The 24,598-nt window shown below is 64.1% G+C and carries 24 protein-coding genes; 13 read left to right on the forward strand and 11 right to left on the reverse strand.

The window, feature by feature from the left end:
- Positions 1-5 precede the first annotated feature (5 nt).
- From VGV07_RS25990 to VGV07_RS26015, 6 genes are all read left to right on the forward strand, one after another.
- Entirely contained in the window at positions 6-1,019 is a 1,014-nt protein-coding gene (locus tag VGV07_RS25990) for an ABC transporter permease (RefSeq protein WP_326871661.1), read from the forward strand.
- The gene (locus tag VGV07_RS25995; RefSeq protein WP_326871637.1) at positions 1,016-2,230 is read left to right on the forward strand and encodes an ABC transporter permease; all 1,215 of its coding nucleotides are present in this window, start codon (positions 1,016-1,018) and stop codon (positions 2,228-2,230) included. Before VGV07_RS25990 ends, VGV07_RS25995 begins: the two co-directional genes overlap by 4 nt.
- Before the next feature lie 9 nt (positions 2,231-2,239).
- Positions 2,240-3,910, forward strand: a complete 1,671-nt coding sequence (locus tag VGV07_RS26000; protein WP_326871638.1) for an ABC transporter ATP-binding protein — start codon at positions 2,240-2,242, stop codon at positions 3,908-3,910.
- Between the two features lie 29 nt (positions 3,911-3,939).
- Positions 3,940-5,307, forward strand: coding sequence for an alpha-glucosidase/alpha-galactosidase (locus tag VGV07_RS26005; protein WP_326871639.1), 1,368 nt, complete (start codon positions 3,940-3,942; stop codon positions 5,305-5,307).
- 201 nt (positions 5,308-5,508) lie between these two features.
- Positions 5,509-6,372 carry an aminoglycoside phosphotransferase family protein gene (locus VGV07_RS26010; protein ID WP_326871640.1) on the forward strand — a complete coding sequence of 288 codons (864 nt, stop codon included), beginning with the start codon at positions 5,509-5,511 and terminating at the stop codon, positions 6,370-6,372.
- Positions 6,373-6,473: 101 nt separating this feature from the next.
- Positions 6,474-6,905: a CBS domain-containing protein gene (locus tag VGV07_RS26015; RefSeq protein WP_326871641.1), complete on the forward strand. Its 432-nt coding sequence runs from the start codon at positions 6,474-6,476 to the stop codon at positions 6,903-6,905.
- A 59-nt stretch (positions 6,906-6,964) separates the two neighbouring features.
- On the opposite strand, the gene VGV07_RS26020 is transcribed toward VGV07_RS26015, so the two are convergent.
- Together VGV07_RS26020 and VGV07_RS26025 are read right to left on the reverse strand one after the other, a co-directional pair.
- The gene (locus tag VGV07_RS26020) at positions 6,965-7,783 is read right to left on the reverse strand and encodes a helix-turn-helix domain-containing protein (RefSeq protein ID WP_326871642.1); all 819 of its coding nucleotides are present in this window, start codon (positions 7,781-7,783) and stop codon (positions 6,965-6,967) included.
- Between the two features lie 3 nt (positions 7,784-7,786).
- Complete coding sequence (locus VGV07_RS26025; protein ID WP_326871643.1) at positions 7,787-8,110, reverse strand: hypothetical protein; 324 nt, start codon at positions 8,108-8,110, stop codon at positions 7,787-7,789.
- 81 nt (positions 8,111-8,191) lie between these two features.
- Here VGV07_RS26025 and VGV07_RS26030 point away from each other — a divergent pair, with 81 nt between their 5' ends.
- Positions 8,192-8,581 (forward strand): DUF3224 domain-containing protein, encoded by a 390-nt coding sequence (locus VGV07_RS26030; protein WP_326871644.1) that lies wholly within the window; start codon positions 8,192-8,194, stop codon positions 8,579-8,581.
- 140 nt (positions 8,582-8,721) lie between these two features.
- Here VGV07_RS26030 and VGV07_RS26035 read toward each other — a convergent pair whose 3' ends face one another.
- Positions 8,722-10,269 carry a tryptophan halogenase family protein gene (locus VGV07_RS26035; RefSeq protein WP_326871645.1) on the reverse strand — a complete coding sequence of 516 codons (1,548 nt, stop codon included), beginning with the start codon at positions 10,267-10,269 and terminating at the stop codon, positions 8,722-8,724.
- Between the two features lie 89 nt (positions 10,270-10,358).
- Between VGV07_RS26035 and VGV07_RS26040 the strand changes: the two genes are divergently transcribed.
- Complete coding sequence (locus tag VGV07_RS26040; RefSeq protein ID WP_326871646.1) at positions 10,359-10,493, forward strand: hypothetical protein; 135 nt, start codon at positions 10,359-10,361, stop codon at positions 10,491-10,493.
- Positions 10,494-10,521: 28 nt separating this feature from the next.
- Here VGV07_RS26040 and VGV07_RS26045 read toward each other — a convergent pair whose 3' ends face one another.
- The 4 genes from VGV07_RS26045 to VGV07_RS26060 all read right to left on the reverse strand — a co-directional run bounded on the left by VGV07_RS26045 (position 10,522) and on the right by VGV07_RS26060 (position 12,879).
- Positions 10,522-10,698, reverse strand: a complete 177-nt coding sequence (locus VGV07_RS26045; RefSeq protein ID WP_326871647.1) for a hypothetical protein — start codon at positions 10,696-10,698, stop codon at positions 10,522-10,524.
- 70 nt (positions 10,699-10,768) lie between these two features.
- Positions 10,769-11,590: an amidohydrolase family protein gene (locus VGV07_RS26050; RefSeq protein WP_326871648.1), complete on the reverse strand. Its 822-nt coding sequence runs from the start codon at positions 11,588-11,590 to the stop codon at positions 10,769-10,771.
- A gap of 66 nt (positions 11,591-11,656) precedes the next feature.
- A complete protein-coding gene (locus VGV07_RS26055) occupies positions 11,657-12,331 on the reverse strand; it encodes an anti-sigma factor (RefSeq protein ID WP_326871649.1) in 675 nt (224 codons plus the stop codon).
- Positions 12,328-12,879, reverse strand: a complete 552-nt coding sequence (locus tag VGV07_RS26060) for a sigma-70 family RNA polymerase sigma factor (protein WP_326871650.1) — start codon at positions 12,877-12,879, stop codon at positions 12,328-12,330. The genes VGV07_RS26055 and VGV07_RS26060 overlap by 4 nt, the downstream gene beginning before the upstream one ends.
- Before the next feature lie 169 nt (positions 12,880-13,048).
- Between VGV07_RS26060 and VGV07_RS26065 the strand changes: the two genes are divergently transcribed.
- Positions 13,049-13,828: a DUF4394 domain-containing protein gene (locus VGV07_RS26065; RefSeq protein ID WP_326871651.1), complete on the forward strand. Its 780-nt coding sequence runs from the start codon at positions 13,049-13,051 to the stop codon at positions 13,826-13,828.
- 46 nt (positions 13,829-13,874) lie between these two features.
- On the opposite strand, the gene VGV07_RS26070 is transcribed toward VGV07_RS26065, so the two are convergent.
- On the reverse strand, positions 13,875-14,924 hold the full coding sequence (locus tag VGV07_RS26070; RefSeq protein ID WP_326871652.1) for a Gfo/Idh/MocA family oxidoreductase: 1,050 nt from the start codon (positions 14,922-14,924) through the stop codon (positions 13,875-13,877).
- Between the two features lie 79 nt (positions 14,925-15,003).
- Complete coding sequence (locus VGV07_RS26075; protein ID WP_326871653.1) at positions 15,004-16,260, reverse strand: neutral/alkaline non-lysosomal ceramidase N-terminal domain-containing protein; 1,257 nt, start codon at positions 16,258-16,260, stop codon at positions 15,004-15,006.
- 261 nt (positions 16,261-16,521) lie between these two features.
- Here VGV07_RS26075 and VGV07_RS26080 point away from each other — a divergent pair, with 261 nt between their 5' ends.
- The 3 genes from VGV07_RS26080 (at position 16,522) to nagA (ending at position 19,674) form a co-directional block, all read left to right on the forward strand.
- Positions 16,522-17,286 (forward strand): GntR family transcriptional regulator, encoded by a 765-nt coding sequence (locus VGV07_RS26080; RefSeq protein ID WP_326871654.1) that lies wholly within the window; start codon positions 16,522-16,524, stop codon positions 17,284-17,286.
- A 47-nt stretch (positions 17,287-17,333) separates the two neighbouring features.
- Entirely contained in the window at positions 17,334-18,344 is a 1,011-nt protein-coding gene (locus VGV07_RS26085; protein WP_326871662.1) for an SIS domain-containing protein, read from the forward strand.
- A gap of 172 nt (positions 18,345-18,516) precedes the next feature.
- Entirely contained in the window at positions 18,517-19,674 is a 1,158-nt protein-coding gene (gene nagA / locus VGV07_RS26090) for an N-acetylglucosamine-6-phosphate deacetylase (protein ID WP_326871655.1), read from the forward strand.
- Here nagA and VGV07_RS26095 read toward each other — a convergent pair.
- Together VGV07_RS26095 and VGV07_RS26100 are read right to left on the reverse strand one after the other, a co-directional pair.
- Positions 19,671-21,332: a sulfotransferase gene (locus tag VGV07_RS26095; protein WP_326871656.1), complete on the reverse strand. Its 1,662-nt coding sequence runs from the start codon at positions 21,330-21,332 to the stop codon at positions 19,671-19,673. The two genes, nagA and VGV07_RS26095, sit on opposite strands and share 4 nt — an antisense overlap.
- Before the next feature lie 55 nt (positions 21,333-21,387).
- Positions 21,388-22,131 (reverse strand): SDR family oxidoreductase, encoded by a 744-nt coding sequence (locus VGV07_RS26100; RefSeq protein WP_326871657.1) that lies wholly within the window; start codon positions 22,129-22,131, stop codon positions 21,388-21,390.
- A 104-nt stretch (positions 22,132-22,235) separates the two neighbouring features.
- Between VGV07_RS26100 and VGV07_RS26105 the strand changes: the two genes are divergently transcribed.
- Entirely contained in the window at positions 22,236-23,993 is a 1,758-nt protein-coding gene (locus tag VGV07_RS26105; RefSeq protein ID WP_326871658.1) for a tetratricopeptide repeat-containing sulfotransferase family protein, read from the forward strand.
- The last annotated feature ends 605 nt before the right edge of the window (positions 23,994-24,598 follow it).

A 24,598-nucleotide genomic window follows, 5' to 3' on the forward strand; every position in this document is an offset into this window, starting at 1 on the left:
TGCACCTGCTGCGCTTTCTGGTGATGCGACTACTGGCTGCCGTGCCGGTCCTGCTGGTTCTCAGCGTCGTTACCTTCGCCATCATCCAGGCCCCTCCGGGCGATTACGGCGACTACATCCGCTCCATGCTGATCAATCAGGGCGGGGCGACCATGGAAGAGGCCGAAAAGCAGGCCGATATCTATCGCGAGCAGAATGGCCTCAACGAGCCGCTGCCGATCCAGTACGTCAACTGGATGGTCGGCATCGTCACCCGCTTCGATTTCGGCCACTCGCTGTTTTACAACAAGCCAGTCAGCGACGTCGTCGCCGAGCGCCTGCCGCGCACCGTGCTCCTGGCGCTCACCTGTCACTTCTTTGCGTCGGTGATCGGCATCGGCATGGGCATCATCGCTGCCACCCGCCAGTATAGCTGGATCGACACCACCTTCGGCATCATCTCATTCCTCGGCATGACCGTGCCCCGGTTCCTCCTGGCGCTGATCATCATCTACATCCTCGCCTTCCGGATGAACGTGCAGGAGCTCGGGAGCTTCTTCTCCTCGCGCTATGGAGGCGCGCCCTGGAGTTGGGACAAGTTCGTCAACCTGGTGCAGCACGTCTGGCCCGTGGTCTTCATCGCGACGTTCGGCGGCTTGGCCTACAATATGCGCGTCATGCGGGCCAACCTGCTCGATGTGCTCAATAGCCAGTATGTGGAGACGGCCCGCGCCAAGGGCATGTCGGAAGGCGCCGTGATCATGAAGCATGCCGTTCCCAACGCGCTGCATCCGCTGATCGCCTACCAGGGCGTCGCACTGCCCTACATGCTGACCGGCGAAATCGAGGTCGCTATCGTCTTCGGCCTCGCGACCGTCGGGCCGGCCATTGTCGGCTCCATGGCCGTTGGCGACGTCTACGTCACCGCCACCTTCGTGCTGGTCCTCGCTGCTACGCTGATCATCGGCAATATCATCGCCGATCTGCTGCTCGCCGCGGTCGATCCCCGTGTCCGTCTTGGTGGGGAGAACCGCGAATGAGCACCATCGCCGACAAACCGACCCTCTCGACCACCGAAACCGGAGCCGCCAAGCCGGGCGAACTCGCCACCCCGACCGGGCATCAGCTGCCGCCGGCCGACCCGGTAGCCGCGGCCCCTGTCGTCAACCGCTTCAGCCACGGCAACGAGACCTATGCGACGCTGGTCTGGCGTCGGTTCCGCCGCTCCACCATGGGCATGATCGGGCTGGTGCTCACCCTGGCGCTGATCCTCATGGCCATCTTCGGCGATTTTTTCGCGCCGATGGACCCCAAGCGCGCCGAGATCGCCTTTGCGCCACCCGACCACGTCGAGTTCAGTGCCCCCGACGGCAGCTTCAGCCTCGTTCCCTTCGTCTACCCGATCGTCGAGACCGGTGAATTCGACCCTATTACCTTCCAGCCGATGACCGGTCCGGACAAGGCCAACCCCACCGCGCTTGGCTTCTTCGTGCCCGGCCACCGTTACAATCTGCTCGGCGTTATCCCGGCCAACATCCACTTCTTCGGCTCTGTCGACGGCCGGCCGATCCACTTCCTCGGCACCGACAAATTCGGCCGCGACATTCTCTCGCGCGGCATCGTCGGCTCGCAGATATCGCTCACCATCGCGCTGGTTGTGGTGCTGCTGACCACCACCATCGGTACGCTCGTCGGCATCGCCTCGGGTTATATCGGCGGGCGGCTCGATGCCTGGGTACAGCGCTTCGTCGACCTCGTCCTCGCCTTCCCGCAACTGCCGCTCTACCTGGCGCTTGCCTCGCTGATCCCGGTGACGGCGCCTTCGCCGGTGTTCATCGCCTTCGTCATCGGCGTCATGGCGGTGCTCGGCTGGGCCCAGTTGGCGCGCGAGGTGCGCTCCAAGACCCTGGCGCTGGCCCGCATCGAATATGTGCGCGCTGCCGTCGCGGTGGGCTCATCGGACTGGCGCATCATCCTGCGTCACATCCTGCCGAACGTTTCGAGTCACCTGATCGTCGCCGTGACCATCGCCATCCCCAGCGTCGTTCTGCTCGAAAGCTTCCTTGGCTACCTCGGCTTTGCCGTGAAGCCACCGCTGATCTCCTGGGGCTTGATGCTGCAGGATACCGGCACCTTCTCGGTGATCGGCTCTTATCCCTGGATCCTCTCGCCCGTCGTCTTCGTGCTGATCACCGTTTTCGCTTTCAATGCGCTCGGCGACGGCCTCCGCGACGCCATCGATCCCTATTGAGGTGAAGAGATGAGCACCATCGACACCAATGATCTCTCGCCGCCCGAGCGCTATGACCTCGGCAGTCATGGTCGCGAACTGATCCTCGACGCCCGTAATATCGCGGTCGAATTCAAGGTCGAAGGCGGCATCGTCAACGCAGTGCGCGACGTGTCGTTCCAGCTGCACAAAGGCGAGACCATCGCGCTTGTCGGGGAGAGCGGCTCGGGCAAGTCCGTCACGGCCCGCACGGTGATGCGGTTGCTCACCAAGCGCGCGACGATCAGCGACAAGTCCCGCATCACGCTGGGTGGCAAGGACATCCTGAAGCTCCCTGATGCCGGGATGCGCAAGCTCCGCGGCAACGACATCTCGATGATCTTTCAGGAGCCGATGAGTTCGCTGAACCCGATCTACACGGTCGGCGCCCAGCTCTGCGAGATCTTGCATCTGCACAACCGCATCTCGGGCGCTGAGGCCATGAAGCGGGCCCGGCAACTGCTCGAGGACGTGCAGATTCCCGAGCCAGAAGCGCGGCTGCGCCAGTATCCGCACCAGATGTCTGGCGGGCAGCGCCAGCGCGTGATGATCGCCATGGCGCTGGCCAATCGCCCCGATGTGCTGATTGCCGATGAGCCGACCACGGCGCTCGATGTCACCGTGCAGGCCCAGATCCTCAACCTGATCAAGGATCTGAAGTCGAAGTACGGCATGGCGGTGATCTTGATCACCCACGACCTGACCATCGTCAAACAGTTCTCCGACTACGTCTATGTGATGCAGAACGGCAAGGTGCAGGAGCACAACACCACCGAAGCGCTGTTCACCAATCCACGCCATAGCTACACCCGGCACCTGCTGGCTTCCGAGCCCAAGGGATCGGCCAAACCGATCGCCGCCAACTCACCCACGGTGCTCGAAGGCAAGGACGTGAAGGTGGCCTTCACGCTGAAGCGCGGCGGCTTCTTCAGCCCGGATTTCTTCGAGCTGGTTGCGGTCGACAAACTGTCGCTGGACCTCAAGAAGCACGAGACGCTGGGCCTCGTCGGCGAATCCGGTTCGGGCAAGACCACTTTCGGCCAGGCGTTGATCCGCCTTATCGGCAACCAGGGCGGCGAGATCCTGTTCGATGGAGAGCGCATCGATACCAAGGATCGCAAGGAAATGCGTCCGCTGCGCAGCCGTATGCAGATTGTCTTCCAGGATCCCTTCGCTTCGCTCAACCCGCGTATGAGCGTGCGGCAGATCATCGAGGAGGGCCTGATCGTCAACGGATTGGGCGCCACCTCGCGTGAACGCGTCGAGCGGGTTCGCCAGGCGCTGCGCGACGCCGGACTGCCCGACACCATCCTCAACCGCTTTCCGCACGAATTCTCGGGCGGCCAGCGCCAGCGCCTCGCCATTGCCCGGGCCATTGCGCTCGAACCCGAGTTCATCCTGCTCGATGAGCCGACTTCGGCGCTCGACCTGTCGGTGCAGGCCCAGATCATCGAACTGCTGCGCAAGCTCCAGGACGAGAAGGGCCTCAGCTACCTGTTCATTTCGCACGACCTCAAGGTCGTCAAAGCCCTGTGCCACCGGGTGATGGTCATGCAGTACGGCAAGATCGTCGAACAGGGGCCGGTCAACGAGGTTCTGGAGAACCCCAAGACCGAATACACATCGCGGCTCGTCCGAGCCGCCTTCGAAATCGCGGCCTAGCCGGCCCGAACGTCCTACGGAGACACTTTATGGCCAACCCCAAGATCACCTTCATCGGCGCCGGCTCGTCCGTGTTCATGAAGAACATCGTCGGCGATATCCTGCAGCGCGAGGCGCTGACCGGCGCCGAGATCCGCCTGATGGACATCAACCCGCAGCGCCTCGAAGAGAGCGCCATCATTGCGGGCAAGCTGGTGAACACCCTCGGTGTCCCCGCCACGGTGAAGACCTTCTCGAACCAGCGCGAAGCCCTCGACGGCACCAACTTCGTCGTCGTTTGCTTCCAGATCGGCGGCTACGAGCCCTCGACCGTCGTCGATTTCGAGGTGCCCAAGAAGTACAACCTGCGCCAGACCATCGCCGACACCCTCGGCGTCGGCGGCATCATGCGCGGGCTGCGCACCGTGCCGCACCTGTGGTCGATCTGCGAGGACATGCTGGAAGTCGCCCCCGAGGCGGTGATGCTGCAATATGTCAACCCGATGGCCATCAACACCTGGGCCATTGCCGAGAAGTACCCGACCATCAAGCAGGTCGGCCTCTGCCATTCGGTGCAGGGCACTGCGATGGAACTGGCCCACGATCTCGAGATTCCCTATTCCGAAATCCGCTATCGCTCTGCCGGCATCAACCACATGGCCTTCTACCTGAAGTTCGAGCATCGCCAGCCCGATGGTTCGTACCGCGACCTCTATCCCGATCTGGTCCGCGCCTACCGCGAGGGCAGGGCGCCCAAGCCGACCTGGAACCCGCGTTGCCCCAACAAGGTGCGCTACGAGATGCTGACCCGCCTCGGCTACTTCGTCACCGAGAGCTCCGAGCATTTTGCCGAGTACACCCCGTACTTCATCAAGGAAGGCCGCGAGGACATCATCGAGAAGTTCGGCATTCCGCTCGACGAGTACCCCAAGCGCTGCGTCGAGCAGATCGCCAAGTGGAAGACCACGTCCGACGAGTACCGCAAGGCCAACACCATCGAGGTCAAGCAATCCAAGGAATACGCCTCCGAGATCGTCAATTCGGTGTGGACCGGCGAGCCTGGCGTCATTTACGGCAACGTCCGCAACAACGGCGTCATCACCAACCTGCCGTACAATGCCGCCGTCGAGGTGCCGTGCCTGGTCGATGCTTCGGGCATCCAGCCGACCTATATCGGCGATCTGCCGCCGCAGCTGACCGCGCTGATCCGCACCAATATCAACGTGCAGGAGCTCACGGTTGCGGCGCTGATGACCGAGAACAAGGAGCACATCTACCACGCCGCGATGATGGATCCGCACACCGCTGCCGAGCTCGACCTCGAACAGATCTGGAACCTCACCGACGACCTCCTCGCCGCCCACGGCGACTGGATCCCGGCCTGGGCCCGCCCGGCCAAGAAGCAGCGGGTCGCGTAAGGGGCGTACTGATAGGGACGGGGGGAGGTGCCCCGCCGGTTCACTTTGCACGATCGAAGACGGGGCCTCGACTCTTCACCTCCCCCTTTATGGGGGAGGCCGGGAGGGGGCCGTCTGCTTCAGTAAATAACCTCCTCCCTGACCTCGCCCCGCGGCATCCCGCGGGGTTTCTTTTTTACCCCTGTGGGCTAATGCAGTCGCATGGCTACCCTGCTCAATCCCACCCCTGACGCCACCATGCTCAGCCGCGCCCTGGCGCGCTGGTCGCTGACCCGCCCGACCCTGACCGCCGAGACCGGCACCAGCCTCGTCTATCGTGTCGAGCGCACGGGTCAGCCGCCCGCGGTGCTGAAACTGTTGAAGCCGGGCACCGGCGAGGACGAGCGCAATGGCGGCAGCCTGCTCGTCTGGTACGCCGGCCATGGCGCGGCCGCCATCTACGGCCTCGCGCGCGACGCCGTGCTGATGGAACTGGCCGATGGCGAGACTTTGGGCGATGTCGCCCGCACCGGTCGCGACGCCCAAGCCACTGAAATTCTCTGCGACACTGTCGCAAAGCTGCACGCCCCGCGCGATGCCGCGCCGCCTGCCGGCCTCACCCCGCTGCGTGAGCGCTTCGAGGCGTTGTTCCGCGTCGGCGCTGGCGCCTGGCCGCGCCAGGCCCGCGACCTTGTTGGCCGCGCCACCGGCATTGCCTACAACCTGTTCGATAAGCCGATGCAGACCATCCCGCTGCACGGTGACATCCACCACGACAACATCGTCTCAGGCGCCCGCGGCTGGGTCACCATCGACCCCAAGGGACTCATCGGCGATCCGGCCTACGATTACGCCAACAGCTTCCTCAACCCGGAGGAAGGCGACGACTTCGTCATCAGTGCACCGCGCGTCGCCCGTCACTCCCACGCTATTGCCGCGCGCACCGGCATCGGGCGCCGGCACGTCCTTGCCTGGGCCTCAGCCCACGCCGCGCTCAGCGCTGCCTGGGACATCGAGGAGGGCAACCCGGTTACCCGGCAGATCAGCATCCTGCCGCTGCTGCTCGGCGCTTACGACACAGCCTGAGGGAAATCTGTTTCACCCCGGCGCTGAACCCCGGGCCTTCTGCTGCATTGTTCCTCTTTCAGGGGCGGCCACCCTTGCCGCCCCCAACAGGGAGAACGGCCATGAAAGTCAGCGAATGCATGAGCACCGATGTCGAGCTTTGCTCGCCCGATGACACCATCCGCTCCGTCGCGAGAACCATGCGCGAAATCGACGCCGGTTCGATGCCGGTGGGTGAAAACGACCGCCTGGTCGGCATGATCACCGATCGCGACATCTGCATCCGGGCTGTCGCCGAGGGCATGGGCCCGGAAACCCGTGTCCGTCAGGTAATGAGCTCCAGCCCGCGCTGGTGCTTCGAGGACGAGGAACTCTCCGACGTGTCCGACCACATGGCTGAGTTCAAGATTCGGCGCCTGCCGGTCCTCAACCGTGAAAAGCGTCTGGTCGGTATGATCTCGCTGGGCGACGTCGCCCTCGCCGACTCGGGCCGAGAGAGCGCCCACGCGCTGCAGGAAATCTCCGAGCCGGGCGGATTACACAGCCAGCATTAGGCTTAACTCACGCTCAGTCGGCGCCTTCTTCGCAGGTGGGAGAAGGCGCTCTGGCTCCATCAGGCTAGAAAGCTGGACGGCGCCGCCCCGGTCAGCTTTTCAAATGCATGGTTGAACGCCGCCTGGTCGAAGTACCCCAGCCGATGCGCCAGCTCGGTCAGCGTCTCGGTCCCGCCGGCGTTGAGCGCTTCCACCGCCTCGAGCATGCGGTATCGGTCAATCACCCACTTGGGCGACACCCCGACATACTCCTCGAACAGCCGCTGCAACGCCCGCAATCCCATCCCGAACGCTCCAGCCAGCTCGCCGGCCGAGACCAGTTCGAGGTTTGCCTCGGCAAACTGCACGATCCGCCGCGCCAGTGCGGCTTTCTCGTCCGGCGCCGGTAGCTGCGCCCGGATCACGTCTTCCAGCCGCTCCGCCATCCCCAGGGGATCGTTGAGCCCGCTGAACTCCGCCTGCATGGCGGTCGACGTCCGCGAGAACACGGTTTCCACCGGCAGCCACGTATCACTCAGCGCACTCACCGCGCGCCCGAAGAACGGCCGGAAGGCGCCCGGCCAGAACTTGCTCGCGAACACCCGGCCTGAGCCACTGAGCGTCGTCTCGAACACCCCGGTAGCCGCCCCGAAAATGCCGGTCTCGCCGCGCGAGTCGATGACCACGTGTTGGTTCGGGTGGCTGAGGTTGCGCTGTGTGTAAGGTGGACGATCGCCGAGGTCGTAAAGGATCATCCAGTGGTGCTCGACCCAGTCGGCAAGATCATCCGACGGCTCGAACCGCGTCAGCTCGAAATGCTCGAAGCTGGTTTGCTTGTGCAGCAGCCCGCGGGCCGGCTTCACCGCCGGATCGATCGGCTTCGGATCACTCTGTTGCATCAGTCAGCGCACGCCGCTCATCTGAGATGTGCGCACCAGGTGGTGGTGTACGAACTCGCTCCGCTCGACCAGAAACGCATCGTCTTCGGGGTAGTATTGGGCCCGCTGATAGTCCTCCCCGGCGAAGCGTTTCACGGCCTCGAGATCGGTCCACCAGCTCAGCGTCGTGATCGTACTGAGCCCGTCGGCCTCGGCGCTGGTGAGAATCTGGAAGCCGAGATTGCCGTCCGTCGCGGCATAGTGGGCAGCGCCCGTTTCCTCGATATAGGCCACGTAGCGCGCCTCGTCCGTGGTCCGGATACGGGCCGACCATTGGCGCAGGATCATCGGCACAACTCCTCTGTCGCGAAACTACAATTCCTCGCAGCGGTGCTCCGCTAGCTTCCCCGTCCAAGCAAGGAGAACCTCATGAAGACCGCCAAGGGCACGATTCTGCACAATAACTGGGACGAAAACCCCTACCATGAAGCCGCTCCGCTTAAATCGACCGAGGCAAAGATCGATATCGTCATGCATGGCGCTATCGAAGCCACCGGTCCTGGCCGCTACCTGATGCAATACCCCACTGCCGAAACCTGCCACTATGCCGGCTACCTGGTCATGGACGGCACGCTCGACGGCAAGTCCGGCCGGTTCATCATCTACGAAGTCGGCGACTGGACCAACGGCGTCGCCGCCAGCAAATGGCAGATCGTCGACGGTTCCGGTACTGGCGAGCTGAAGGGCATCACGGGGCAGGGCAGTTACGCGGCACAGCACGACAAGACAGTGAGTTATGAGCTGAGCTACGAGCTTTAGCTGGAGCAGACGGCCCCCTCCCATCCTCCCCCATGAAGGGGGAGGTGCCCCGCTGGTTCACTGGCCATGATCGAAGACAGAGCCTCGACTCTGCACCTCCCCCTTCATGGGGGAGGCCGGGAGGGGGTCGTCTCTTTCGGTTACGCGCCGCCCATCCCGCGCACCAGTTCCAAAAACTCCGCATGCCCCAGCGCCTTGCTGGCGGCCTGCTTGTATTCCTTCACCAGCCCGGCATGGGTCTCGCGTGCGAACTTCCGGAGCTTCGGATCGCGCGCCATCTCGGCCTTTGCCACCGCCGGATCGAGCAGCCCGAGGCCATCCAGCACCGGATAGTGCAGCTGCGTCTCCACATGCGGCAGCCCGAACAGATAATCCGCAAAGTGCTCGCGCCGCGGCATCTCGGTCTTCCACCGCTCAAGCCGCTGCTTGGTCTCGGGGTGGATGCGGTGCTCCCGCACCTCGCGCCAGAATGGCGTGTCGTCCCGCTCGGTCATGTAGTGGGTGTTGACGAAAGTGCGGAAATCGTCGACCTGCCGGCCGACCCGCCGGTTGTAGTCGTCACGCAGCGCCTGGTTCATCTTTCCCGGCTCGCGCAGGTACTGCCCGGCGAACATCATCATCTGCACGATGGTGCCGTGGATCGAGGTCGATTCCAGCGGCTCGAGGAAGCTCGAGCTCAGCCCCACCGCCACGACATTGTTTATCCACGCCTGTTCGAGCCGCCCGATCTTGAACTGGATATCGCCGCGCACTTCGATCTTGCGGCCCAGTACCCGTTCCACCTCGGCATGCGCCTCGTCGGGTGTGCGGAACTCGTCGGAATACACGTAACCGCAGCCATACCGATACTGCGTCGGAATCTGCCACATCCAGCCCGCCTCCTGCGCCCAGGCGCGGGTGTAGTTGGCGATCTCTTCGCCCGGCTCGACCGGCAGCCAGAAGGGCAGGGCCCGGTTCACCGGCAGCTCATGCTGGTACGAAATCCACGGCGCCTGCATTTCGCCCACGATCAGGCGTTTGCGGAAGCCGGTCGCGTCGATGAAGAAGTCGCCTTCGAGCTTCTGCCCATCCTCGAACACCAGGGCGGTGACGTCGCCGGTCTCGCCGTTTCGCTCCACCCCGGTCAGCACGTTGTCGACGATCTCGACCCCCTCTGACTTCTCCTTGAGGAACTTGCCCACCAGCGACTGGTCGAAGTGATAGGCCGGCAGGAACGGTCCCAGCGGGATCAGCGACCCGTCGGCCTTCTTCGCCCACGGCGCTTTCTTCTGTTTGAGCAGTGGCCCGAACAGGTGCATGTCCTGCACCGGCTCGTTTATCGACACGGCATAGACATTGAGATAGTCGGACGGCGCCCCCGGCGGGGCCTTGACCACCGCGTGCGGGTCGTCGATCGGCCCGTAATAGGTAAAACCCTTGCGGCGCCAATCTTCGTGGCGGATGCCGAGCTTGTAGGTGGCCTCGGTCTTCCTGAAGAACTCGAAGATGTCGATGCCGAAATGCGTCAGGAACACATGGAACGCCGCGGTCGTCGCCTCGCCGACGCCTACCGTCGGAATCTTGCTCGACTCCACCACGCTGAGCTTGGCGTCGAGCTTCAGCCGCTTGATCGAATCCTGGATGATGAAGGCCGCGATCCACCCCGCCGTGCCGCCGCCCACGATAACGAAATGCGGTTGCGCCGCCATTGCCAGTTCCCTCCAGCCCGCCGACACTAGAGAGCAGCTTGATTCCTGTGACAAGCTGGGCGCAGCCGGGGTTTGTCTGGAAACTCAACATGGCAGGGCGGCACGCCGTTGCCGACTGGCTCAAATACCTTGGGAACGCTCACGAGCGTAACCGCGACATCAGCGCCGCCTATGATCCCAGTTGGCTTTGGGACGAACTGAACCTCCGTGCCTACCGGAAATAGATCAGGGACTGGCGCGACCCAGAAGTCGTCATGGCGGCCGGTAAAGTCCTTCGACCAGGCTGCCCTCATTTTCGATCGCCATCGGTACGCAGAGCGACAGCCAGACGGTCGCCGCCAACAGACAAAATCCGATCACGATGAGTGCTGCGATGAATATCGTTCGCTGATGTCTTGATACGATAAGCGTTACACTGTCGTACGTCATGGTCCCCTCGCCGAGGACTAAAGCACGCGTCCGAGAGGCCAGTCAAATCACGCCGTGCGGCGGCGATAGACTATATCCGGTACACCCGTTCGGCATTGACCGAGAACAGCTTCTCCTGCTCCGCCTGGCTCGCTCCGCCGACGATCTCGCGGCTGGCGTTCACCCACTTGGTCAGGTCGGCAAACAGCGTCACCACCGGATGATCGCTGCCCCATACCACGCGGTCCCAGCCGAATGTCTCGATGACGAATTCGACGTAGGGCCGGATGGTGTCCACGGTCCAGGTGTCGTCGACATTGGCGAGGATGCCAGAAACCTTGCACACCACGTTCGGCAGCTCGGCGACGCGCTCCATCCGCGTGGTCCAGCTCTCCCATTCCCGCTCGGCGATCTTGGGGTTGCCGCAGTGGTCGAGCACGAACTGAGTTTCGGGGCACGCCTCGATCAGCGGTGGCGCCAGCATCAGCTCGTGCGATTTCACGCAGATATCGAAGCTCATGTCGTAGCGCGGCAATAGCTGGATGTTGTCAATGAAGGTCTGCGTCTGGCTGAGCTCTGCCGGCTGCCCCTGCAGCAGCCGCCGAATGCCCTTCACCCGACCCAGCCCTTGCATCTTCTCGAGATGCCGCTCGAAATCGGCATGCTCAGGCCGCCCATTGGCAATCGCCCCGACCACCCGATCAAGCCCCAGGACGAACTCGGTCTCCGCTGCAATCTGCGGCTCGGCGACATCGACCTCCATATGGAGCGCCGCCTCGATGCCCAGCGGCGTTGCCTCCGCCCAGTAGCTTTCGACAGGCCAGGGCTTGTTGATCGCCGGCGCGCCGCTCAGCCATGGGTAAGAGAACCTGTCGGGATAGATCAGGTGCAGGTGCGTATCGATAATGCGCATGAAATCAGCCGTCTGGAGTTAAAATTCGGCTGACATGTTAGCACGCGATCGCCTGCGGCACAGTGCTCAGATAGGCGAACGTGCCAGGCCCTTGACCAGGATCGGTCCCGTCGGCTTGCCGGTGGGCGAGCCCGGAGCGTCCTCCAGCGTGATCTCGTAGAGTTGTCCCGCCTGCGGTAACGGCAGCGTCGCGCCATCCAGCACGATTTCCTCCGAGCGCGCGAACCGCCCCAGCGATACCGGCCCGATCTCCTCGTTTGGCTTGGTCCAGACTTCAAGCACCTTGCCCGAGGGCACATCGAAGGCTTCCAGCGGCACGATGTGCACGCTGTTATTGGCGAACGCTTCGACGATTGCCCCCGGTATCGCGTCGTCCGATACCAGCACCGCGATCACCACCGGCCGCGGCGGCTGGCCGAACTGCTGCCCGGCAACGAAGCCGATGCCCGCCGCTATCACGATGCTCGCTGCCAGCAGCCAGCTCTGCTGACGCAGCGGTGCCCGTCGCGCCACCGCCACGGCTGCCGGCTGCAACTCCGCCTCGATCCGGCCCCACAGGGCGCTCGGTACCGGTGCCGGGACCACCGTATCGTCCAGCGCCTGCATCCTGCCGCGCAGCGCCTCGACCCGCCCCGCCAATTCCGGATCACGCTCCAGCGCCACCTCGAACGCCGCCAGTTCGGCGCCGTCCAGCATTCCCAGCACATAGTCGCCGACCTGTTCGTCGAACGCGGCGCTCATCTGAGGCACTCCTGCAGCGCCGCAATGCCGCGCCTTATCCACGATTTGGCGGTTCCCAGCGGCACGTCTAGCCGCTCGGCAACTTCGCCATTGCTCATGCCCACCACATAGGTCAGCAGCACGGCCCGCCGCTTCGGTTCATCCAACTGCCCCAGGCAGTGCTTCAGCCCTTCCTTGTCGGGTAGCGTCTGGAAGGCCAGCACCGCGTCCTGCTCGCGTCCCTGCATCGCCTCCAGCGTCGTGATATCGTGGAACTCCAGCCGTCCGCCGTCGCGCAGCAGGTTCAGCGCCCGGTTGCGCACCATGGTGGTCAGCCAGCCCCGCGCGCTGCCCCGTGCCGGGTCGAACTGCCCGGCGCGCTGCCAGATCGCGACGAACGTCTCCTGCACGACTTCTTCGGCCAGATCGCTTCTCCTGACGATCCGTCGTGCAATCGCCAGCAGCCGCCCGGCTTCGCTCTCGAACAACGCGGCCAGCGCCGCGCGCTCCGCCCGGGCGATGCGCGCCAGCAGAGTCTCCGGGCTGAGGGCCGGTCCGATGTCGCTCACCAATCGCTCCATGGAACGATTACACGCCATCGATCCCCCAGGATGCAACGCACGAAAGTTTTTCTGCACACTGCATCCAAGGGCCACTCGCCGCGGGTAGTCCCTGTGAGAGCGCCGGGAAACATCCCGCCGCTGCTCCTCAAAGAGACGAAAAGCCAAGGAGATATCCATGACTGCCCGCACCTCTCTCGCCGTTCTCGCCGCTATCGGCCTTGCCGCGCTGCCCGCCGCGGCTTTCGCCGCCCCAGCCGTCGCCCTCGTCGGTGACAAGACCCTCGTCAGCTTCGACACCGAGACCGGCGCTGCCGGCGCATCGGTCGAGGTGACCGGCGTCGACAGCCTGTTGGGCATCGATGTCCGCCCCGCCGACAAGGCCCTTTACGGCGTTGCCGCTGACGGCTCGGTTGTCATCATCGATCTCGCAACCGGCGCCGCCACCGCCAAGAGCATGCTGTCGGAGAAGCTGCCGGATGGCGTGTCCGCCAGCGTCGATTTCAACCCTGTCGCTGACCGGCTCCGTCTTGTCGGCTCGGATGGCACGAACTTGCGTGCCAATGTCGACGACGGCATGACCACCGTCGACGGCAAACTCAACTTCGATGCGGCGGACGCCAATGCCGCAGCGACGTCCAGCGTCGTCGCGGTCGCCTATACCAACTCGGTGGGCAAGCCCGAAAAGACTGCGATGTATGACATCGACAGCAACCTGGGGCTTCTGCAGCAGACCACCCCCAACGACGGCGTTCTCGCCACCCGCGGCGCGCTCGGTGTCACCGGCACGGTCTACGCCTTCGACATCGCTGCAACGGCCGACCTGACCAACACCGCCTATCTTGCGGCGAGTGGTGCGCTCCACACCGTCAACCTCGAAACCGGCGCCGCCACCAAGACGGTTGACCTTGCCATCGAAGGCGACGTTCGCGACATCGCCATCCTTCCGGCGATGTAACGAGGGCAGGGGCCGGCCCATGGTCGGCCCCTTCTCCCCATACGCGCTAGAGCTTCACCGCCAACCCGGTACGAATGCTCTCATCCGCCGCGATGCAGATCCTGAGCGATTGCACCGCGTCGTTCATGTGCCGGGTGAGGTCGAGATCCTCGACGATGGCGCGATGCACATAGTCCTGCTCGCGTGCGCAGAGCGCGTCGTGGTGCGGTTCGCCCTGCATTGAGATGAGTTCGTCGGCCCCCACGAAGCTGCCATCGGCCTTGAGCGCCGCACGGTGCACTCGGATCTGGTCGGTGCGGGTGTGCGTGTCGAGATCGTCAGACCGTGCACCCGGTTCCATGACGATCGAGACGGCGCCGTTCGGCGACATCACGTCCTTGATGAAAAAGGCGTTCTCCGAGACCATCGGCCCCCACGCCGCCTCGTACCAGCCGCGCGAGCCGTCGTCGAACAGCACCTGCAGCGCGCCGTAATTGTACATGTCCGGGGCAATCTCGTCGGACAGCCGCACGCCCATGCCGCGCACTTCCACGGGCTTGGCATCGGTGATCTGGCACATCACATCGACATAGTGCACGCCGCAGTCGACGATCGGCGAGGTCGTCTCCATCAGGGTCTTGTGCGTCTGCCAGTTGGCGCCGCTCGATTGCTGGTTGAGGTTGAGCCGGAAGGCGTAGGGACCGCCAAGCCTGCGCGCTTCCGCGATGAAGCGGATCCAGCTCGGATGGTGCCGAAGGATATAGCCGACGACCAGTTTGCGTCCGTTGGCCTTTGCCGCCGAGACCACGCGTTCGGCGTCCGCGACGGTCATCGCCAGCGGCTTCTCGACGAACACATGTGCGCCCTGTTCCAGCGCCATCACCGCGTAGTCGGCGTGCGTGTCGGTGTAGGTGTTGACCGAAACGAGATCCGGGTGCAACTCACGCAACGCCGCCCCATAGTCGGCAAGGACCTTGTAGCCACCAAGTTCTGCCTCGAGTTTGGGTGCCCGCCGGTTCACCAGCCCTACGATCTCGAACCCGGGGTGTCGGTGATACGCCAGGGCATGGCTGCGCCCCATATTGCCTAGGCCGGCAACCAGAACACGTACGCTCATTTACTGCTCCAAACAGAGATGGTCTCAATGTCCCCTGCGCGGCCGGGGACAATAGAGGGGATGGCAGCGGCGAGCCGGCTCACGGTAGCGCCCGGTCAAGCCCGGCATTCAGCTCGATTGCCGCTGCCTCGAGCCGTTCGGCCGACCCGGGGGCGAATGCCGCCGGCAAGCCATAATAGCGGTGCGCCTCCAGCACCTCGTATCCGCCGAACCGATACTCGGTCTCGGGCGGGATATACCCGGGTACCCCGTCGGCAAGGCCGTTGACGAAGTGAACTCGTGCAGCGTCGCCGCGCACATTGAGCGCCGACTGCGCGAACATCTCCCCTGGCGTGAAGCTCAACCGCGCGCCGGCCCAGTCCAACACTGTTACCTTGCCCGTCCACGGCTTGAGCGGGTGGAGGGCGATCGTTCCGGCCCAATCCGCCCAGCAGTCGTAGAGTGTCGCCCAGGCGGGGTCCGACTCCGCCGCCTTGGCGCGCCACTCGGCCGCCAGCACCGGCAGGGGCATCGTCTCGTTGCGTTCGAAATCCAGCGCGACTGACCGGGCCATGGCGGTCACTTCACCATCGAGGCGATGCAGTTTCGCCGCAAGGGCGCTGGCGGCGATCTTGCTGCCCAGCCGCTCCGCCTCGGCATAGGTGCGGTCGGCCGTAGCAACCGTGCTGATTGACGAATGGGGGGAGTGGCCCGTGCTGATGTCGCCCGCGCAACCGGTAAGGAATACCGCGACGATTCCCGGATCGGCGAGTTCCAGCGCTTCGCGCACATAGTGAGGAAAGTCGGCCGTGTATTGCCTGTTGTAGGCTGCCAGCACCACCGGATGACAGGCGTGGGCGGTGAGGATGGCGATCGGACGCCCGTCAATCCCGTCGATCCGCAGCACCGGCACGGTGGGGTCGGTCACCCCATCGTCATGCCGCCGGTTGAAGGCGACGCCCGGGTTGTCGCCGAGCCCGGCTGAAAGGGTGGCCGCCCGCTGTTCCGCCACGGCCCGGTTGATCGCCTCGACACACCCGTCCTCCAGATGCGCCAGATAGGCGGCGTCAAACGAGGTGCCGCCGCGGCCGGCCATGCTCACCGGCCCGCCATGCGTATGGGTCGCGATCACCACAACGCGGTCGTCCGGCAGCACGCACCGCGAACGAATGCGCGCGCAGCTGTCTTCGTGCAGGCCAATCACGTCGGCCACCACGATCGCGGTATCGCCCACCGCGATGGCGCGCGCTGTCAGCGGGTCGTGGCTCCCGATGGCTGGTTGCGTCCGCGCGGCGTAGCCCGACATCATCAGCCCTGCCGGGGGCGTGATATCGACGATGGCGGCACCCGCCAGCAAAGACGATATTCCCGGCATCTGGACCTTGCCCCCTCGTGCGTGCCTCGCGCGGCATTAATGCCAAAAACATACCACTTGTCGAGCGGGACTGACGCGATACGTGCGGCAAACCACCGGCATGGGACCGATCTCACAGATTGCGGCGATGCCAGTCGAGAAACCGCTTGGTAAATGGTCTTTTATTGGTATTATAGGTTGCATGTGGGACAACGCCCGCGCCGGGCTGATTGATCCGGCAGTTCTTGGTCCGGGACAGGCAATTTGACCAGCGATCTCTTCAGCGCCGAAGCCGTGATCCTGCCGCAGGGCGGTCCGCTCTACCTGCAGCTGAAGCGCTGGATCGAAGACGCAGTTGCCCGTGGCGCCATCAAACCCGGCGATGCCCTCCCCTCCGAGCGCGATCTGGCGGCGAGGGTCGAGGTCTCTCGCGTCACTGTGCGCAAGGCGGTGCAGCATCTGGTGCGCGACGGCCTGCTGATCCAGCGGCACGGTTCAGGCACTTTCGTTGCCCCGCAGCAGAGCCGTGTCGAGCAGTCTCTGAGCCAGCTCACCTCCTTCACCGAAGATATGGCGCGCCGCGGCATGGCGGTGCGCGCCGTCTGGCTCGATCGCGGCATCTACGATCCGTCCCCGGACGAAACGGTCATTCTCGGTCTCTCGCCGGGCGATCGCGTGGCGCGGGTTGCACGCCTCCGCCTCTCCGGCGAAATGCCGCTGGCCATCGAGCGGGCCGCTTTGTCCGCCGAGACTTTGCCGGATCCGGCTTCGGTCGGCTCGTCGCTTTACGCTCATCTCGACAAGACCGGCAATCGGCCGGTCCGCGCCATCCAGCGCATCCGCGCCGCCAATCTCGAGGAAGGCGACGCCCGTCTCCTTGAAATCCCCGTGGGCGCCGCCGCGCTCCACATCGAGCGCATCGCCTACCTGCCTTCGGGCAAGGTGGTCGAACTGACGCGCTCGGTTTATCGCGGCGACACCTATGATTTCGTCGCCGAACTCAGAGTCGGTGACGCCGCCCGTAAATGATCGCAACTGTGAGTGATGCCGTGACCCCAACCGCCAATGCCAGCTACATGCGCCAGGAAGTCGAGGAGACCCCGTCGGCGATTGCCCGTCTGATTTCTGAGGGCAAGTCCGACTTCGCGGCAGCCGGCAAGGCGCTTCGCGCGGCCGACCCGACCGCGATCGTCACCATCGCGCGCGGTTCTTCCGACCACGCCTCGTCTTTCCTCAAATACTCCATCGAGCTCTTGGCCGGCGTGCCGGTCGCCTCGGTCGGCCCCTCGGTCTATTCGATCTATGGCCGCGAGCTGAAACTCAAGGGCACCGCCGCCATCGCCATTTCGCAGTCGGGCAAGAGCCCGGATATCGTCGGCATGACCCAGTCGGCGAAAAAGAACGGCGCGCTCACATTCGCGCTGACCAATACCCCGGACTCGCCACTGGCTCAGGCGTCCGACCAGACGATCGCGTTGCGCTCCGGCGAGGAGAAATCGGTCGCCGCCACCAAGACGTTTGTCGCCTCGGTCGTTGCCGGCCTCGGCCTCGTCGGAAACTGGTTGGAAGACAAGGCTCTGCTGGCTGCACTGGAATCACTTCCTGAAGTGCTCGAGGAGGCGGTGCACTGTGATTGGTCGCCGCTGCTCGGCGCGCTCGATAAGCACCAATCGCTCTACGTGCTCGGCCGCGGTCCGGCGCTCGCCATCGCCAACGAGGCGGCGCTGAAGTTCAAGGAAACCTGCGGCATCCACGCCGAGGCCTATAGCGCCGCCGAAGTCATCCATGGCCCGGCCCGCATCGTCGAGCATCACTTCCCGGTGCTGGCGCTCGCTGCCCGGGACGCCGCGGAAGCCTCGGTCGCCGACGTTGCAGAGCGGCTGGCCGGGCAGGGCGCCCGCGTCTTCATCACCTCGATCAATGCCCGGAGCGCCGAACGCCTGCCGTTCGCAGCCTCCGGCCACGCCATCACCGACGCCCTGGCGCTGATCGTCAGCTTCTACGGCTTCGTCGAAGCGCTGAGCCGTCGCCGCGGCTTCGATCCGGATCGTCCTCCGCACCTGAAGAAGGTGACGGAGACGATATGAGCCGAAGCATTAGTGTGGGTTGACCCCCACCCTTGATCCTTCCCCCTCGAGCAGGGGAGGTAGACGACAACCACGGGACTAGTGAGAGCGTCTCCCTCCCTTGCGGGGAGGGGACAGGGGTGGGGGGCAGCCCGCACCGGCTCTTGAAGCTCGTTTGCAGGAGCAAGAGAACATGACCACTAAACAAGCCTTCACCGGAGCCCGCATCTTCGATGGCGCCGAATGGCACGACCATATGGCGCTGGTGGTGGCCGACGGCAGGGTCGAGGGACTGATCGCCGCCGACTCGCCCACCGACGCGATCCGCGTTCCGGCCGACGGCGCGATGATCGTTCCCGGTTTCCTCGATCTGCAGGTCAACGGCGCCGGCGGCGCGCTGCTGAATGAAACACCGACGCTCGATGCCATCCGCACCATCTGCGCGACGCTGACGCAGTTCGGTTGCACCGGGAGCCTGCCGACCCTCATCACCGATACCGTACCCAAGAACGAGGCCGTCATCGCCGCCGGGGCCGCGGCAGTGGAGCAGGGGGTGCCTGGGTTCCTCGGTCTCCATCTCGAGGGCCCGCACCTCTCCATCGCCCGCAAGGGCGCTCACGATCCGGCGCTGATCCGCCCGATGGACGAAGCGGACCTGCAGCGGCTGCTCGCTGCCAAGCGTGCGCTCCCGACTCTCCTCATTACCGTTGCCGCCGAAACCGTTGGCCCGGAACAGATTTCCCGTTTGGCTGCGGCCGGCATCATCGTCAGCATCGGGCACTCCGACGCCAGCTATGTGCAGGTTGCGGCTGCGGCCGAAGCCGGCGCCTCGATGGCCACCCATCTGTTCAATGCGCAAAGCCAGATCGGCAACCGCGAGCCCGGTCTCGTCGGCGCCGTGCTCGACCTGCCGGGCCTCGATGCCGGCATCATCGCCGACGGCATCCACGTCCACCCGACCTCGCTCGGCATCGCGCTGCGCGCCAAGCGCGGCCCCGGCCAGATATTCCTCGTCTCCGACGCCATGTCGATCACCGGCACCGACTGGACCGAGTTCGAGCTCACCGGCCGCACGGTCTATCGAAAGGACGGCGCGCTCCGTCTGGCCGACGGCACCCTCGCCGGCGCCGACCTCGCGATGATCGATGCCATTCGCTACGTCCACCAGGCCATCGGCGTGCCGCTCGACGAAGCCCTGCGCATGGCGAGCCTCTATCCCGCCCGCGCCATCCACGCCGAAGCCGACCGCGGCCACCTCACCAAAGGCGCCCGCGGCGACTTCGCTGTGCTCAGCGATGATCTGAAGGTTCGCTCGACCTGGATCGGCGGTGAGAAGGTCTTCGCGGTCTAGAACGTCTCGTAGCCGAAGAACTTGGCCCACTTGGTCAGGGGTGCTGCTTCCGCCTGCCTGAACAGGAAATCGTAGTCGCGCCAATAGGTCTGGATACCCAGGGACAACCCCTGGCGCACCTTCTGATAACTGGGCGTCTTGCCTGCCCGCTCGCCCGCCCGTTCTGCAAACTCGAGCACGGCCGGATCCCAATCCAGTGCAAGAAACTCCAGAGCTTCTCGCGCCGTGGCTTCAAAATCGGTGACGAGACTGTCATATCGCACATAGTGAACGGATGGGTCGCTGAGCGAATGGACTTTGAACCACTCGGTCATGGCAATGTCGTAGAGCCTGATGGTGTCCACCAGATTGGGGAAGTTCGCCATCGCCGAGTTTACGCCGAAGCGCTGCTGAAAGCAGCTGAGTGCGACGTCGTAAGGGTGCCGTATCGAAAAGATGAAGCGCTGATTTGGCAGCAAGTGCTTAATGAACGGGGCGATCAGAGATCGGATGGGCAGCTTGTCGATATAGACTTCGGCGTCATGATTTTGCACCAGGCGATCTAGCGAAGAGAAGTAGCGCTCACGAGCCTCGACGAACAGTGCAGCGCTGCCTGCCTCGTATTCCATCTGTCCTTTATTTCCGCGGTCGATGCACGTGGTCACGGCCAGCATGCATGGCACCTCCTCGAAAGTCTCGACGCGCGGGTGCGCCGCCAGCGCATTTTCTAGCATCGTCGTCCCGGATCGGGGAAATCCAACCATCATCACGTAGTTGGGTCGATCTAGCGGCGGCAGGTCGGGTATGACCTGGGCGTTTCGGGCTAGGCAATCTGCAATGTAGCTGGTCGGCTTGAAGGAAGTTGCGTCGATTGAGTTCATGGTGGCATAGCTTCTGAACGCTTCATTGAAGCGTCCGAGCCTAGAGTATGCTTTCGCCCTGAGTTGCTCACCGGCGGCGCCTACGGCGTATTGTTTGGCAGCAGTACGCCCGCGATCCTCGAGTTCGCTTAGCCGGGCCAGACAGCCCTCAGCATCTCCGTCGGCCAGGCGGGCGTCCGCGCTGAATACCTTTGCTTGTGGCTCCAGCATCTCAATACCGGTTACTTGCGACAGCGTGTATTCGAGAAGATCGTACCGCCCGGCATGTGCCAGCATCCTGGCAAGCGCCGAAAACGCCGCGGGTTCGTCAGGTTTCACTGCGACGGCTCTGGTGAGAATTGGGACGGCACCTCGCCATCCCTCAACGAGTTCGGCTGAGGTTGCTGCCTTGTGCAGTCGGATCAATTCGCCCAAGCTTAAATATTTGGCGATCTCGATGTCTCGCTGCTTTCCGTTGTCGTTCCGGGAGCGGGCCTCTAGTCCGGCCTTGTCGAGGTCCTCGATTGTGCTGGGTCCAGCCATTGCCACTTCTGCTGCCCGTGCGTGGTCGCCCACCCAACTAAAGTAGTTGAAGGCACGCCGTCGGACCGCGCCGTGCCGACACAGCTTAAGCAGCTGTGGAACGTCCCAATGCTGCACAGCATCTCTTTCAAAGAGCGCCAGGATGCCACCGACCGAGAGAATCTCGTCATCTGACGCGGCGAGGCCCCTGAAGTACCTGTTCGGGTCCACGCTGAAGTCACGTAGCCCAGCGATCGGGCTTAGGAGCGCGTCATCCTGAAAGGCAAGAATAGTCATCGGACATCTCGGCAAGTGGTCGGGCTGATAGTCGACGCAACAGGATCGGAACGAGCTACCCGCGGCCTATAAATGGCATCGTGGTCGCCATCACGGTCATGAACTGCACGTTCGCCTCGAGCGGCAGCCCGCTCATATAGAGAATCGCATCCACCACGTGCTGCACGTCGAAGGTCGGCTCCGGCTCCATTGTGCCGTTGGCCTGCAGCGATCCGGTGGTCATTCTCGCCGTCATATCGGTCGCCGTGTTGCCGATATCGATCTGGCCGCAGGCGATGCTGTAAGCGCGCCCATCGAGCGAGATCGCTTTGGTCAGTCCGGTGATCGCGTGCTTGGTCGCCGTGTAGGCGGCAGCGCCCGGCCGCGGCACGTAGGCCGAGATCGAACCGTTGTTGATGATCCGTCCGCCCTGCGGCGACTGGTCCCGCATCGCCCGGAACGCTTCGCGCGCCACGTAGAAAGCGCCGTTGAGGTTCACGTCGACCATGCCCTGCCAGGTGCCGATATCGGTGTCGCCGAAGCTGGCCTGCGGCGCGAACCGCCCGGCATTGTTGAACACCACGTCGACCCGACCCAGTTTCGCCTTGAGGTCGGTGAAGTAGCGGTGCACCGCCGCCGGATCGGTAACGTCGCACACGCCGCTATACTGCGCCGAACTCAACCGCGCCGTTTCGGCCAACTCGGCCTCGCGCCGCCCCAGAATCGCCACGCGATACCCGGCCTTGCCCAGCCCGATTGCCGCGGCGCGCCCGATACCCGAGGTCGCGCCGGTCACCACCGCCACCTTGCCGTCTGTCATTTTGCTGTTACCCGCCCTTGTTTGCGCTCATATGGGCGACTACTTGCGGCATAGGCAAGGCAGCCATTTGCCTTACACCCGCCACACTCTACAGACGGCCCCCAATGTCCCGATCTCGTCAGCCCTCGCCGCGAGGCGGGCAGAATCCGGCGATCTCCGATCTACTGCAAAGGGGGCTGGCACTGCATCAGTCCGGCAGGGCGCGCGAAGCAGCTGAGCTTTATCAACAGGTCCTCGCCAAAGACCCAAGGCAGCCCGCGGCCAACCACCTTCTGGGTCTCGTTCACCTCAGTCACGGGCGCACGGCGGAGGCGGTCGACTGCCTCTCGCGTGCCGTTGAAGCAAGCCCGAACGACTCGCAGTATCTGAGCAACCTCGGCGTCGCCCTCAATGCTGCCGGTCGCAGTGCCGAGGCAGTTGAGGTGCTGCAGCGCGCCATCCTCGCCAATCTGGAGTTTGCCGAGGCCTACTCCAATCTCGGCATGGCGTACCGGAACCTCAAGCGCTTCGACGATGCCGTCGCCGTCTATCGTCGCGCCGTGCGCCTCAAGCCGAACGAAGCCGGCTTTCACTTCAACCTTGCCAACTCGCTCCGCGACGCCGGCTACATGTTCGATGCCGAGTCGGCCTATCGCCGCGCCGTGCACCTCAGGCCCAACTATAGTGCAGCGATCAACGGCCTTGCCGTCATGCTGGACGGGCAGGGGCGGGCAAGTGAGGCGCTGAGCGTCGTGGAGGACGCGCTGCGCACCCAGCCGCGCGATGCTCAACTGCAATTGCGGCGCGCGCGTGCGCTCTACCACCAGAACCGCATCGAGGATTCGGTCCATAGCTTCGACAAGGCGATCGCCCTCAACCCGTCATTCGGCGAAGCGCATCTGCACCGCTCCTATGTCGTCCGCCACGAAAAATCGGACGCTTCGATCGACGCCATGAAGGCGCTGTTCCGTTCCAACGAGGCCTCCATCGATGATCGCGTCTTTGCCGGCTTCGGCCTTGGCAAGGCGCTGAGCGATATCGGCGAGCATCGCGAGGCGATCGAAGCCTTCACCGAAGCGAACCGGATGAATCGGCAGCAGCTGACGTTCTCGCTGAAGCCGACGATCGCCGAGCTAAAGCGTGATCTCCATCGCTTCGAGGGCGTTACCGGTCCGCACGACAATGGCGGCTTCCGTGAGGCCATGCCGATCTTCGTCGTTGGCATGCCGCGCGCTGGCAAGACTACGGTGGAGACCATCCTGTCGCGTCACCCCTCGGTTGCCGGCGCCGGCGAGCTGCCGACCATGGCGCGGCTGGTGCGCGAACTGTTGCAGCAGCAAGATGCCGCCATCGCCGATATTCCCCCCGATCGTTTCACGGAACTGGGGCGCGCCTACATGCGCGAAGCGCAAAGCCTCGTGCCGCCGGGCAAGGCGGTGGTCGACACCATGCCGTCAAACTATCGCCACATCGGCTTCATCCGGCTGGCCTTGCCCTATGCCAGGATTATCCGCTGTGTGCGACCGACGCCGGATCACTGCGTCGCCATCTTCGAAAAGCACCTCACCGGCAACGGCTACGAGTATGCCAGCGACATGGATGAGCTGCAGGGCTACCACGCCGCGTTTCGTGACCTGATGGACGGCTGGCACGCGAAGTTCCCGGGCGGCATCTACGACATCGACCTCGGCAACCTCGCCCAAGATCGCCGGGGCGAGATCCGCCGCCTGCTGGAATTCTGCGGCCTGCCCTGGAACGACGCCTGCATGGCCGAAGCCCGCTCCGAGCCGCAATATCATGACTGGTCGCGCGACCGCATCGCCGCCAACCGCGCCGAGCACATGGCCGCCTGGCGTCAGGTTCGCCCGCAACTGTGGGACTAGTCGGGAGCACGGGCTTACCCCACCCGCGGTGTCACCCCGGCGTTCGCCCATAGGCGTCAAGTTATCATGGTACCCACTCACCGGCGTCATTCCCGCGAAGGCGGGAACATAGTGGGATGCTGCAGCGCCGGTGGAGGCTGAGGGATCGCACTGGGTCCCCGCCTTCGCGGGGATGACGCCGGTGTTGTGGCGAGCCCGTGGGTGCCACAAACTCAGCGCGTATGGGCCTTCGCCGCGATGACACCGAGTGCGGGGCGCTGTTTTGCGGCAGGTTCGCCGGCCTGGGCGTGCACCAGCTTCCCAAGTATTAATGGCTGGTTTCCAAACCTGTGCTGAATCTGCAACAGCCAGTTCGCAACCAGATTGGCATTGCCCCAATTCAGCCATTCTGCGATTGCGCCTCTCCAACTCCTGCGTAGAGTGGGTCTTGCGAATCCATGCATGGGATCGTTTGTCGGTCGCAGACGCGACGGCAACACACACAAAAGTGTGGTCGCGTTTCGACAAGCCGCCGGGCAACTGGCAAAACGAATGACTGACTTTGGAGGTCAATAATGAAAATCAGGAGCCTTCTTCTGGGTTCTGTGGCGGCAGCGGGTCTCTCG

The sequence above is a fragment of the Devosia sp. genome (genome assembly GCF_035944845.1).
GTDB lineage: Bacteria > Pseudomonadota > Alphaproteobacteria > Rhizobiales > Devosiaceae > Devosia_A.

Excerpts from the sequence above, each read along its gene's own strand:
- VGV07_RS25995 (WP_326871637.1), top strand. The coding sequence starts at position 1,016 with ATGAGCACCATCGCCGACAAACCGACCCTCTCGACCACCGAAACCGGA.
- VGV07_RS26000 (WP_326871638.1), top strand. The coding sequence starts at position 2,240 with ATGAGCACCATCGACACCAATGATCTCTCGCCGCCCGAGCGCTATGAC.
- VGV07_RS26005 (WP_326871639.1), top strand. The coding sequence starts at position 3,940 with ATGGCCAACCCCAAGATCACCTTCATCGGCGCCGGCTCGTCCGTGTTC.
- VGV07_RS26010 (WP_326871640.1), top strand. The coding sequence starts at position 5,509 with ATGGCTACCCTGCTCAATCCCACCCCTGACGCCACCATGCTCAGCCGC.
- VGV07_RS26015 (WP_326871641.1), top strand. The coding sequence starts at position 6,474 with ATGAAAGTCAGCGAATGCATGAGCACCGATGTCGAGCTTTGCTCGCCC.
- VGV07_RS26020 (WP_326871642.1), bottom strand. The coding sequence starts at position 7,783 with ATGCAACAGAGTGATCCGAAGCCGATCGATCCGGCGGTGAAGCCGGCC.
- VGV07_RS26025 (WP_326871643.1), bottom strand. The coding sequence starts at position 8,110 with ATGATCCTGCGCCAATGGTCGGCCCGTATCCGGACCACGGACGAGGCG.
- VGV07_RS26030 (WP_326871644.1), top strand. The coding sequence starts at position 8,192 with ATGAAGACCGCCAAGGGCACGATTCTGCACAATAACTGGGACGAAAAC.
- VGV07_RS26035 (WP_326871645.1), bottom strand. The coding sequence starts at position 10,269 with ATGGCGGCGCAACCGCATTTCGTTATCGTGGGCGGCGGCACGGCGGGG.
- VGV07_RS26040 (WP_326871646.1), top strand. The coding sequence starts at position 10,359 with ATGGCAGGGCGGCACGCCGTTGCCGACTGGCTCAAATACCTTGGGAAC.
- VGV07_RS26045 (WP_326871647.1), bottom strand. The coding sequence starts at position 10,698 with ATGACGTACGACAGTGTAACGCTTATCGTATCAAGACATCAGCGAACG.
- VGV07_RS26050 (WP_326871648.1), bottom strand. The coding sequence starts at position 11,590 with ATGCGCATTATCGATACGCACCTGCACCTGATCTATCCCGACAGGTTC.
- VGV07_RS26055 (WP_326871649.1), bottom strand. The coding sequence starts at position 12,331 with ATGAGCGCCGCGTTCGACGAACAGGTCGGCGACTATGTGCTGGGAATG.
- VGV07_RS26065 (WP_326871651.1), top strand. The coding sequence starts at position 13,049 with ATGACTGCCCGCACCTCTCTCGCCGTTCTCGCCGCTATCGGCCTTGCC.
- VGV07_RS26070 (WP_326871652.1), bottom strand. The coding sequence starts at position 14,924 with ATGAGCGTACGTGTTCTGGTTGCCGGCCTAGGCAATATGGGGCGCAGC.
- VGV07_RS26085 (WP_326871662.1), top strand. The coding sequence starts at position 17,334 with ATGCGCCAGGAAGTCGAGGAGACCCCGTCGGCGATTGCCCGTCTGATT.
- nagA (WP_326871655.1), top strand. The coding sequence starts at position 18,517 with ATGACCACTAAACAAGCCTTCACCGGAGCCCGCATCTTCGATGGCGCC.
- VGV07_RS26095 (WP_326871656.1), bottom strand. The coding sequence starts at position 21,332 with ATGACTATTCTTGCCTTTCAGGATGACGCGCTCCTAAGCCCGATCGCT.
- VGV07_RS26100 (WP_326871657.1), bottom strand. The coding sequence starts at position 22,131 with ATGACAGACGGCAAGGTGGCGGTGGTGACCGGCGCGACCTCGGGTATC.
- VGV07_RS26105 (WP_326871658.1), top strand. The coding sequence starts at position 22,236 with ATGTCCCGATCTCGTCAGCCCTCGCCGCGAGGCGGGCAGAATCCGGCG.